Genomic DNA, 11681 nt, shown 5'->3' on the forward strand with positions numbered 1-11681 from the left:
AACTTCTCGATGGATACTCAACCCACTATTTTAGTAATTGATGATGAACCGGATAACTTTGATGTTATTGAAACTTTGCTGGATGGGGAGAACTACCAGCTACATTATGCTCCTAGTGGTCAACAAGCTCTCAGTCGTCTCGATAATTTTCAGCCTGACTTGATTTTGCTGGATGTGATGATGCCCAATCTAGATGGGATGGAAGTCTGTCAGCAAATCAAAGCTAATCCCCAATGGCAAGCTGTGCCAATTATCATGGTGACAGCCTTAACGGCAAAAGAAGATTTAGCGCGTTGTCTAGGGACTGGTGCAGATGACTTTATTAGTAAACCCGTCAACGGAGTGGAATTACGCGCTAGAGTTCATTCGATGTTGCGGATTAAGCAGCAGTATGACAGCCTGCAATTATTGCTCAAACTGCGAGAAGACATGGTAAATATGATTGTCCATGATCTGCGAAATCCGCTGGCTAGTATTATCTTGGGGACTGAGATTCTCCGATTTCCTGGCTTAACATCCGAACAGCAGCAAGGAAAGATTGAGCAAATTTTACTAGCTGGACAACAACTACAATCATTGATTGATAGCTTGTTGCTTATGGCCAAGCTGGAATCGGGAAAAATGGTTCTCAATTACAGCCCAGTAGATCTTTGTGCGCTGTGTATGTCAGCATTAATAGATGTGGAAGCGATCGCTGCCCAAAAGAAAATTACTCTAATTAGTGAATTACCCGAACCTGGCGGCATGATTGAAATAGATGCTTTAATATTCCGTCGAGTTTTAGATAATTTGTTTACTAATGCTATTAAGTTTTCACCCTCAAACTCTCAAGTTACCTTGCGTGCTGAGTATTTATCTACAGGTGGTGCGAAATTACAAGTCGCTGATTCAGGTAGAGGAGTTTCTGAAGACTTACGCAAAATTATTTTTGAGAAATATGAGGTGGGAACTCGGATGCCTGATGTTTCCCAAATTGGTTTAGGATTAGCTTTTTGTAAAATGGCAGTTGAGGCACACTGCGGCACTATTACCATCGAAAATAATCTTTCTAGGGGTAGCATCTTTACAGTTAACATCTAAACTTTGCCTACCAACATTTCCGCATCACCACTAACCTATCTCAGAATTACGAGTTATGGCAGTTGCCTATGATACTCAAGGATAGTCTAACTCGTCCTCTAACCTTAACTATAGCAGAAGGAAAAGTCTTACTATTCCTGGCATTCAAGCTTTCAAATTGTCCGAACATATCCAACTACCGCTATAAATCTACCTCAGCGGATGAGGAAACACTGTCTTAATTATCCCAAATAAGCTTTTTTCACGCGCTCATCACTAATTAATGCTGATGCGGCACCTGTTAAAGTCATAGAACCTGCTTCTAGTACATATCCCCGATCAGCAATTTGAAGAGCAAGGTTCGCGTTCTGTTCAACTAACAAAATAGTAACGCCAGTAGCCCGTAAATTTTCGATAATTGAGAAGATTTCTTTAACAATAGTCGGTGCTAAACCCAAACTTGGCTCATCTAACAATAACAGTTTTGGTCTACTCATTAAAGCACGGGCGATCGCTAACATTTGTTGTTCACCACCACTGAGAGTTCCGGCCAATTGATTGCGGCGTTGTAACAACCGAGGAAATAATTCAAATTGATGTTGAATATCTGCTTTTATCTCTGCATGATGAGACCGAATATAAGCACCCAATAATAAGTTATCAAAAACTGTTTGCTTGGCTAACACTCTCCGCCCTTCTGGACAATGAGCAATCCCCATTTTCACAACTTCGTGAGGCTGACGGCGGGTAATATTGCGTCCACTATAAATAATTTCTCCACGCTGAGGATTAACTATTTTTGATATGGCTCTCAGTGTGGTAGTTTTACCAGCACCATTCGCACCAATTAAAGTAACAACCTCACCTTGGTTAATAGTTAAATTAATTTTTTTCAGAGCTTGAATACCGCCATAATTCACATCCAGATTTTGAATCTCTAAAATTTTAAAATCTTGTGTAGTTTCATATTGGTGTTTATCGGCGTTCATCGGCGGTGTCATATCAAATTAATCTATAAAAAATTATCCATCTTAGTGAATCATTTTTGCGTAGAACCCAGAAATTTTCTCAGCCATCTAATTGCCTCGCTTGTCGTTTCTTCACTTGCAATTGTGCAACACTGCTGCACAATTTCTGAGATGTTAGGAAAATACTTACTTTCTCCTAACAGATAAGTTTCTCCCTGCAACCTGTAAATTAACAAATTTTTATTCCTTAGCAGCCAAACTTCTGGAACTTTATATATAAGATAGTCATGAATATCGGTATAACTAGTAACATCTATTTCAATTGCCAAGTCGGGAGGAGGGTCGTTTTGCCAATCAATCCGACTTTTACCTACCGCCGCTCGCCAATTTTCAATATAAAAGCAAAAGTCAGGCTCAATACCGCTAATTTCCGGTAAAGTCATGGTGATGGGTATAAACGAGTCATATCTAAGGTTCAAATGATCAAGCAAAACCTTAGCAATATCAGCTAACAAACTTACATCTCTGCCATGTTCTGGTAGCGGTGCCATTAACAAAATTTCTCCTGATCTATACTTAATGCGGGGTATAGTGCGATCGCCTAACACTGATACCATTCTTTGGTAGTCTTGCCAGTTTCCCAAAAGTTTGACAACAGCGCCAGGCGGGAGATCAATTTTCTCTGATGTGATGACAGTATTCATACCCAAAATCAACAGAATCTGCGGTTAAGGTACACTTGCTAAGATAACATCAGGAATCAGATGGGAGGAATCAATCGTCATGAGTGTGATTGTGGCGAAATGGACGATTGACGAGTATCACCGCATGATTGAGGCTGGGATTTTAAGCGGATGTTGCAGTGGAAAAAATTATGAATAGCTAAAAATGGAAAATACACAACTTTGGTATATTATTAAGCGCAGTACTGGAAACTGCGAAATCGCCCCCAGTCACTTAGTGAGGGACGATGATCCAGAGATTATCGAAAAGTGGGGGGCGTTTGCTTCACCAGAAGAAGCGATCGCTCGGAGAATTGGTTTAATCAGGGCTGGTAAATGCCAACCCCAATAAATAGTACTGAGTTCAAATAAAATTAGTTTTGCCTAATTATTTTTTGTCTGCGCTAGTAGTCATACCTTTGGCAGCAATTTGTTTACCCAGAACTTCTACTCCTTTAGCAAATTGTGGGTCTGCCATAGTGGCTAGTTTGTCACGTTCATGTAGCCATAAATCTTGCCGTTGAGCATCAGTCAAATCCACCTTCACATCTGGCGCAATTCCTTCATGATTAATATCTCTACCACTAGGGGTGTGGTATTTAGCAATTGTGACGGCCAATCCAGAGCCATCTTCTAAGGGGCGCACTGATTGTACTAAACCTTTACCAAAGGTTTGTGTACCTACTAGAACAGCCCGCTTATTATCTTGTAAAGCCCCAGATAAGATTTCACTAGCACTAGCGGAACCTTTATCTACCAATATTACTAATGGTTTGGTTGTCAGCGCCCGGCCGTTGGCAATTTCTCGCTCTTGCTCACCTTGGCGGTCAATAGTGGAAACAATAGTGCCTTTATCCAGCCACATCCGAGCAATTTCTACACTAGAGAATAACAAGCCACCAGGGTTCCCACGCAGATCTAGAACATATCCAGCGACTTGCTTAGACTCTAAATCTTTAATGGCATTTTGCATTTCCTTACCAGCATTAGCACTGAATTGGTTCAGGCGAATGTAGCCAACATTACCTGCTGGTGTTTGTTTTTGTGAATAACGTACTGGGTGAATTTCAATTCTGGCGCGTTTGATGTCAAATTGCTTGATAGCACCGTTCCGCTGAATTGTTAGCGTAACCTTGGTGTTGGCTTCACCTCGGATTAAGGATACAGCTTGGTTGGTATCCATCCCTTTAGTGCTTTTATCGTTAATTTTGAGAATGACATCTTTAGCTAAGATCCCAGCTTTAAATGCTGGTGTATCTTCAATCGGCGCAATGACAACTAATTGCTTAGTTTTCTCATCCTGACTGATTGTGATACCAATACCAATGAGTTCCCCAGAGGTATCCACCTGCATATTTTTGAATTCTTCAGGATCCATAAACCGGGTGTAAGGATCACCAAGCTTCTTCAGCATTTCCCGGATGGATTTATACGCTTCTTGCTGATTACTGTAGGACTTGTTCAGGTATTCCTTACGAACAGCCTGCCAATCTACCTGATTAAAAGTACCATCTACGTATTGGCGGTTAACAATTTGCCAAACTTCGTCTAATGTTTCTTTGGGACTTGCTTTAAATAAAGCCTGACCACGCGAGTGAATGCCCAGGCTAGTAACAGCAATTGTGGAGAGTGTTACTGCCGTAGCACCCAGAACAAGCCTACTTTTTGTAATCACCATAATGACAGCTGTGTCAGAGGGAAAAATAATAGTCAGTATGCCCAATCTAACACAGGTATTCTGCAAAGACTGGACGTGTATTCCTAACTTCATTAAAATACTTGACAATCCGGCGAAATGGGGAAGTCTGAAGGATGAAGTATGAAATAGTTATTGGTTTAGATTGGGTGTGCGGGTGTAAGGGTGTAGGGTGAAAATTTTCCCTTATACCCCTATACCCAACACACGCCAGTTGCTTCTCCTAATCGGAGACGCTACGCGTAGCTTGCTTCCCCGTAGGGGTACAAGTCGGCAGAGCCGGCCAACGCACTGGCTACCCTACACCCCTTACTCATTAAGGATCTATCCAACGTCCGTCTGTTTTAATGAGGTTGATTAACTCCTCTACACCTTCTGTTTCGGGTACTTTTTTAATTTCTTCTCGTCCACGATATAAAGAAATGTAACCAGGAGTTTTGCCCACATACCCATAGTCAGCATCTGCCATTTCGCCAGGGCCGTTAACAATACAACCCATCACAGCTATGTCCAGCCCAGTTAAGTGCTTGGTAGCTTCTCTGACTTTATGCAGCACTTCTTCTAGGTTAAATAAAGTACGTCCGCAGGAAGGACAAGCTACGTATTCCACCATTGTTTTCCGCAATCCCAAAGCTTGCAAGATGCTGTAGCAGACAGGGATTTCTTTTTCTGGTGCTTCTGTGAGGGAGACACGGATGGTATCACCGATGCCATCTGCTAGTAAGGTGGCAATACCAGCTGTGGATTTGATTCTGCCATATTCGCCATCACCGGCTTCCGTTACACCCAAATGTAAAGGATAATCCATACATAATTCATCCATGCGCTTCGCTAACAGACGATAGGCGGCTACCATCACGGGAACTCGTGAGGCTTTCATGGAAATAACTAAGTTGCGGAAGTCTAGAGATTCACAAATACGGATGAATTCTAAAGCCGATTCCACCATTCCTTCTGGGGTGTCACCGTAGGTAAACAGCATTCTTTCTGCTAGAGAACCATGATTTACCCCAATCCGCATAGCTTTACCTTGGTCTCGCAAAGAAACTACCAGCGGTTCTAGTGTTTCGCGGATTTTTTCGCCAATTTCCTCAAATTCCGTTTGTGTATATTCAGTGCGATTGGTGTTTGGTTTTTCAAACACATACAATCCTGGATTAATGCGTACTTTTTCGATGTGCTTGGCAACTTCTAGGGCAATTTTCATGCCATTGTGATGCACATCAGCCACAATTGGCACATCTTGGTAACTTTTAATGATTTTTTGCTTAATTTCTGCCAATGCTACAGCGTGAGCTAGGCTAGGCACTGTAACACGCACGATTTCACAGCCAACTTCGTGTAACCGACGAATAGCAGCTACAGAACCATCAATATCAAGAGTATCTTCATTAATCATTGACTGCACCACCACTGGGTAGCCACCGCCGATGGTGACATTGCCCACTTTTACAGGGCGGGTTTTACGCCGCTTGATTGTAGTATCAAAGGTGGGTTGACTAGATGTGGTGTTTGAACTGGTAGGTGTAGGCAGAGTTTGCATAACTCATTCAGTAACTTTTTGTAGCTAAAATATTTAGATTAAACAATCCTGTTTCTCAGAGTGCCACAATAGGGGCTTTTTTGGGCAATAACATTGGAAAAAATCAGATGTGCGATCGCACTCTGTATACTAATACCAATTCTCTGTGAAGCTGTACTCGATAAATACTGTAGAGATATTGTATACAAAGAATTAGATCTTCATCAAGAAACGGTATAACTCTCAAAGTAAAATATTTTGTGTTTTGAATATTATTTGTTGGGTTCCACTGAGTTCTACCCAACCTACATTTATTTTAATATAGAATTTTTAGCTAGATATTTAATCTGAGTAGTAAATCAAGTCAATGATTCCTACAACATATAAAAAGAAACTTTCTCGCTTAATGTCATACCCTATTAGTGCTGGAATATTATCAGAAGCACTATCAGATACACCTCAATTCGACCACCTTAGCGTTGCTTTTTATGATTCCTACCAAGAACCACGTAAGATTAAAAATCCTGCGTTAATTTTGAGTATTGACTATGTATATTTCTTGGTTAGCTTGAGTACCTCTAATAAATCAATAGATTACGGTAGGAATAAACCAGACTGGTCAATTACTGTTTTTCCAGTACCGCGAACTTGCGTGAGTTTGGTAAAAAGCCAGTTGATAGAAACAGGATTGGAAAAAATGAAGCAATGGTTACATCAGTATCAGGATTCTACTGGCAAAGTCGGTAGATGTAGATTACAGTTTTTCTATGATTTAGAAACAGATTCGCTCAGTTTTAGTGAAGATGAAAGTCTCCTTGGGTAAAGCAATATTGTATTGTCTTAGAAAAAATCTCAGTAAGGGCGTAGGCTTCGCCCTTACCTGTAGGGAACAGGATGCTAATAGGTTGGGTGGAGTGATAGCGATAGAATCCATTGTAATTATTAACTACGCTGCCAGATTTTAATGGTTTTATCTAAGCTGGCGCTGACTAACATCTCACCGGAAGTAGTGAAGGCTAAGGCTGTAACTATGTTGCTATGGCCTGTAAATGTGCCTAATAATTCTCCTGTATTGAAATGCCATAGTTTAATAGTTTTATCTGCACTACCGCTGGCGATGATTTGTTCGTCTGGACTGAGGGCGATCGCATATACTCGATCAGTATGTCCTTTAAGGGTACGAATTAATCTCCCTGTCTCTAAATGCCAGATTTTAATTGTCTGATCCCAACTCCCACTAATTAGCCACTGGCCATCCGCACTGATGGTTAAGGAACGCACAATGTGAGAATGTCCGGTTAAGCTGTGCAGTGGTTCAATTTCTTGGAGGGCTTTACACTCCGAAAGTTGGGCTGTTTTCCAGACTTTTATTTTGCGGTAACTACCTGTCACCAGGGTTTTGCCGTCTGGACTTAAAGCTAGAGAGTGAGCAGCTGTATCATCTAAGGATAGAGCGATCGCTACCTGACGATACATTAAATCCCAAAACAGAACTTTTCGATCATCTCCACCAGTAGCTACCATCCGGCCATCGGGGGTAAACGCAGTACAGCGCACTGCGCCATTGTGCTTGTGCAGAATGTCGATTAATTCTGGTGCGCCGACGTGCCAAATTTTCACTGTCGAGTCTGCGCCAACACTGACTAATGTATGACCATCGGGACTAAAAGATATAGAATTCACATCATCGACTAATCCTGATGTTATCCAAGGATATTCAGATAATGTATCAATTAATTCGCCCTTGCTTAAATCCCATAATCTTGTTTCGCCACGACTCCCACTAGCTAAAATTGGCATCACATTGCCATTGTGACCGCGAGAAGTAAAATCAAGGCAATGAATGCCTTTTGTATGACCTTTTAATGTTTGCCAAAATTCCCAATCACCAATAATTTCCTTTTGGGGATGATCTGATGGGACAATTTGAATAACTTCAGCGATCGCTTGTTCTTCAACTGTTGGCAATAAATCTTTTTTAGTAGTCTTTTTCGCTGTTAATGACTCTAAATACCAACTTAATCCCCCTGCATATAACAAGTTACTGGGAGTAACATAGGATTTAGTTTCTGTAAATTCCAGTTGATGACTCGGCAAAAAGCCAGCAACTACAGCGTGCTTTTCATAGCCTAATTTCCCATTCGATGGATAAAACAGACACAGAAAAATTAATACTTGGTGGTTGCGTAAATCATCTTGTGTAACTGACCACCTTATTTTATCTTTCTTGATACCGTTAAAACTTTCTCCATCGGCAGCATAAACTAGTACACTCCGTTTAGGATCATCGGCAAGAAAGTATGTAAACTTACTTTCACCACGTAAATGGCCTTCATCATCTAACACCATATTTTGAATAGTGTCTTGGGGCAACTTTTTCACTAACTTTCCTAACCGCTCCGCCATTACTTGCTCAACAATTTGCTCTCGCAAAAGATAATCTTCTGCTTGTTGTTGGAAGTGTTTTGGGTAGGGAATTACCCAATCAGGCGGTTCGGGATATTCTGGCGGCATAGGCGGTGGATTCTTGGCGAGAATTTCAGCTTGGTGACGCGAAAATTCTTGGATTTTTGCCAATGAATCACCCCAAAATGCCATAATTTCGCTGTGACAACCTTTAACTTGACTGTCTAATAAAGATAAGTCGTAAGTTTTAGGTTTTTTAACACGTTGAAGGAAATCAGCTTGCTGGGCTTTGAGTAAGCTAATCCAATCCATTTGCATTCCAACAGCACAATGTTGCATACCTACGGTAAGCTATACCAACGTAATTACTCAAGTTTATAACTTCTAGTAAAATAAAAATTCGGTAATCTTCGCAGTCTAACAGAACACATTTATGGATATGTATCTGTAAAATTCAGTGTCAAAACATCACTCACATCTCGGCACAATGATCTAATTGATACCAATCTGGGATCAGCAAGCTGCTTTGAGATTTTTCAGAGAGACTTTTAGGAAAGACTTTTATTTGAGAATCTCAAATTGGCATTTGGTATGAGTTAGACAGAACTAAATGATGTCAAATAATTCTATCGAATCTAGAGAAGAAGATACTGTTTCCTAGAAACAGTAATATTAGTCAAAACAAGTATTATTTAAGCAGAATTTGCAAGTTATTGGCATATTTACTTCAATTCAGGCTGATGATAACTGTTTTAGCTAAATTATAGAGATTATGCTCACAAAATAGCAGAACTATTTCCCACAATTGTATATACTAGAAAGCTGCAAAAATTAGTAATGTAATTAGAGTTTATGAGACAGAATGATGACTGCGATCGCTTACTTCTAGCTGTTTAATTTTATTCTGTAAATCAAATTCTTCGTGACTCACTATTGTTTCTAAATTGGCTATTCTTTGCTCTAATAGTTCTAATTGTTGTGGTTGTAAATCAGCAGCTTTTGATTTTTTCTCATCAGAACGCCATATAGCGATTGTCCCTGCTGTAGCACCGCCAATAGCCGCTAAAGGTAGCAATGCACCACTTCTAGTCACAGCAGAAAGCGGGATACAAACTGCTAAAATACCCACTGTAATTCCCCAAATTCTTGTGGTAGAGATTACTCTCACATCTTCAGATTTTTTAGTCATCAGTCTTGTTCTATTAAGAGTTACTCGTTAGATTCGCATGATCACTAGCAAAAATACCTCCTACAATTGGATTAAGTAAAAATACTCAACTGGAGTGTAAGTATTAAAAACAACAAAAATATCAAAGGTGGTCGGGTGAAGCACTAGCGCAACCCAACAAAATAAAGTATTTAGGATAGATGCTGGAGTTCGTTTTCATCTCAGCCTCAAGAATGTTCATATTTTGATACAATCCCTGGAGCCAAAGTAATTAGTAGTTCAGCAATTAATTATGACAAGTGAATCATATATTTTTGTGGCTGGGGCAAGTCGTGGTGTTGGTAGAGAAATTGCCAACTGTCTAACAGCACAACAATTCAAAGTCAAAGCACTTCTGCGAAATGAATCGGCTGCGGCTGAACTCAAAGCAACTGGCGTTGAGGTAGTTATTGGTGATGCTATGAATGTGGGTGATGTGGAAGCAGCTATAATCGCCAATGAACCCATCCATACTGTCATTAGTACTATCGGTGGTTTACCTACAGATACAGAAAAACCAGATTACCTGGCTAATAAAAATCTGATTGATGCGGCAATCAAAGCCAGAGTCCAAAAATTTATTTTAGTGACTTCTATTGGTACTGGAAATAGTGTTGGTGCATTACCCCCCCAAGCGTTAGCCGTACTGCAACCAGTTTTAGTCGAAAAAGACAAAGCCGAACAATATTTAATTGCCAGTGGACTCACATATACTATTATCCGTCCCGGTGGACTTAAGACAGAACCCGCAACAGGCAATGGCATTTTAACCGAAGACACACGCATTATTGGTAGTATTCATCGTGCAGATGTGGCGCAATTGGTATGCCTTTGTTTAAATACTGATCGCTCCAATCATAAAATTTTGTCAGCAGTAGACAAAAATATGCTATTCGGACAAATAGAATTCGCCCCATTTAGTTTAGATTAGCGAATCGGCAAGATAGCGCCAGAAATTGATATGCTAAAAACCGAGACCAGTGAAGCATGACAGAAATAATTCAGAAGTCTAATCTTCCTGTCTTACTTCGGCTACGCTCAGTAACCTCCTGCCTTCATCATTTTTGTAAACAATGCCTGCGCCTACTATCACTCCAAGCGTCGCCTCCTTTCCCTTGACGGCCGTAGTCGGTCAAGAAGCGATAAAATTAGCCTTGCTGTTAGCAGCGGTCGATCCTGCTTTGGGAGGAGTGGCGATCGCAGGTCGTCGCGGTACGGCAAAATCTGTGATGGCGCGTGCTATCCACGCCTTAATACCGCCAATTGAAGTTGTTCCTGGTTCCATTAGCAACTGCGATCCCACTCGCCCCGATGAATGGGATAACCTGTTATTGGCAGAGTACGCCGAAAAAGAGATTCAGGATGTCCCCACGCAAATCATTCCTGCGCCTTTTGTGCAGATTCCTCTCGGTGTGACGGAAGACCGACTTTTAGGTTCTGTGGATGTGGAACAGTCGGTTAAGCAAGGAGATACAATTTTTCAGCCGGGGTTACTCGCCTCTGCTCACCGGGGTGTACTGTACGTAGATGAAATCAATTTATTAGATGAGCAAATTTCCAATCAACTTTTAACAGTATTATCCGAAGGTCGCAACCAAATTGAGCGCGAAGGGATTAGTTTTCAGCACCCTTGCAGAGCATTATTTATTGCTACGTACAACCCCGAAGAAGGCGCACTCAGAGAACATTTATTGGATAGAATTGCGATCGCTCTCTCCGCTGACGGTGTACTCGGACTAGATCAACGAGTAGAAGCAGTTGAACAAGCGATCGCTTTTTCCAAATCTCCCCAAGAATTTCTTCAGCAGTACAACGAAGACCTCGACGGACTCAAAACTCAAATTCTCTTGGCGCGGGAATGGTTAAAAGAAGTCGTCATCACCCACGACCAAATTGCTTACTTGGTAAATGAAGCAATTCGCGCTGTTGTCCAAGGTCATCGCGCGGAGTTATTTGCTGTGCGCGTCGCCAAAGCCGCCGCCGCCTTAGAAGGGCGCACCACCGTCAACGCCGAAGATTTACGCCGGGCTGTCGAGTTGGTAATTGTCCCACGGGCAACTGTAGTTCAAACACCACCCCCCGACCAACCACCACCTCCTCC

11 protein-coding genes are annotated in these 11681 nt (G+C 41.3%); 5 read left to right on the forward strand and 6 right to left on the reverse strand.

All coding sequences use genetic code 11. The annotated features are described in order from the left end of the window. Positions 1–9: 9 nt before the first annotated feature. Complete coding sequence (locus IQ244_RS14500; RefSeq protein WP_193895136.1) at positions 10–1080, forward strand: response regulator; 1071 nt, start codon at positions 10–12, stop codon at positions 1078–1080. A gap of 221 nt (positions 1081–1301) precedes the next feature. Here IQ244_RS14500 and IQ244_RS14505 read toward each other — a convergent pair whose 3' ends face one another. Both IQ244_RS14505 and IQ244_RS14510 read right to left on the reverse strand, forming a co-directional pair. Next, a complete protein-coding gene (locus IQ244_RS14505; protein ID WP_228058928.1) occupies positions 1302–2060 on the reverse strand; it encodes an ABC transporter ATP-binding protein in 759 nt (252 codons plus the stop codon). Positions 2061–2098: 38 nt separating this feature from the next. Continuing rightward, positions 2099–2731, reverse strand: a complete 633-nt coding sequence (locus IQ244_RS14510; protein ID WP_193895138.1) for a Uma2 family endonuclease — start codon at positions 2729–2731, stop codon at positions 2099–2101. A gap of 184 nt (positions 2732–2915) precedes the next feature. On the opposite strand from IQ244_RS14510, the gene IQ244_RS14515 reads away from it, so the two are divergent. Continuing rightward, positions 2916–3101, forward strand: a complete 186-nt coding sequence (locus IQ244_RS14515; protein WP_193895140.1) for a DDE transposase family protein — start codon at positions 2916–2918, stop codon at positions 3099–3101. 36 nt (positions 3102–3137) lie between these two features. Here the strand turns inward: IQ244_RS14515 and ctpC are convergent, their stop codons facing one another. After that, positions 3138–4427 carry a carboxyl-terminal processing protease CtpC gene (gene ctpC, locus IQ244_RS14520; RefSeq protein WP_193895142.1) on the reverse strand — a complete coding sequence of 430 codons (1290 nt, stop codon included), beginning with the start codon at positions 4425–4427 and terminating at the stop codon, positions 3138–3140. 334 nt (positions 4428–4761) lie between these two features. Further along, positions 4762–5988 (reverse strand): (E)-4-hydroxy-3-methylbut-2-enyl-diphosphate synthase, encoded by a 1227-nt coding sequence (gene ispG / locus IQ244_RS14525; protein WP_193895144.1) that lies wholly within the window; start codon positions 5986–5988, stop codon positions 4762–4764. A gap of 346 nt (positions 5989–6334) precedes the next feature. Here ispG and IQ244_RS14530 point away from each other — a divergent pair, with 346 nt between their 5' ends. Beyond that, on the forward strand, positions 6335–6790 hold the full coding sequence (locus tag IQ244_RS14530; RefSeq protein ID WP_193895146.1) for a hypothetical protein: 456 nt from the start codon (positions 6335–6337) through the stop codon (positions 6788–6790). Positions 6791–6909: 119 nt separating this feature from the next. On the opposite strand, the gene IQ244_RS14535 is transcribed toward IQ244_RS14530, so the two are convergent. Then, entirely contained in the window at positions 6910–8685 is a 1776-nt protein-coding gene (locus IQ244_RS14535; RefSeq protein WP_228058929.1) for a WD40 repeat domain-containing protein, read from the reverse strand. A gap of 538 nt (positions 8686–9223) precedes the next feature. Beyond that, positions 9224–9562, reverse strand: coding sequence for a hypothetical protein (locus tag IQ244_RS14540; protein WP_193895151.1), 339 nt, complete (start codon positions 9560–9562; stop codon positions 9224–9226). A 271-nt stretch (positions 9563–9833) separates the two neighbouring features. Between IQ244_RS14540 and IQ244_RS14545 the strand changes: the two genes are divergently transcribed. Further along, positions 9834–10511 (forward strand): SDR family oxidoreductase, encoded by a 678-nt coding sequence (locus tag IQ244_RS14545; protein WP_193895153.1) that lies wholly within the window; start codon positions 9834–9836, stop codon positions 10509–10511. A 142-nt stretch (positions 10512–10653) separates the two neighbouring features. Next, positions 10654–11681 (forward strand): ATP-binding protein (locus IQ244_RS14550; protein WP_193895155.1); only part of this gene is annotated, 1028 nt, incomplete at its 3' end.

Origin of the sequence: Nostoc sp. LEGE 06077 (genome assembly GCF_015207705.1) — a bacterium.
Classification (GTDB): domain Bacteria; phylum Cyanobacteriota; class Cyanobacteriia; order Cyanobacteriales; family Nostocaceae; genus Nostoc_B.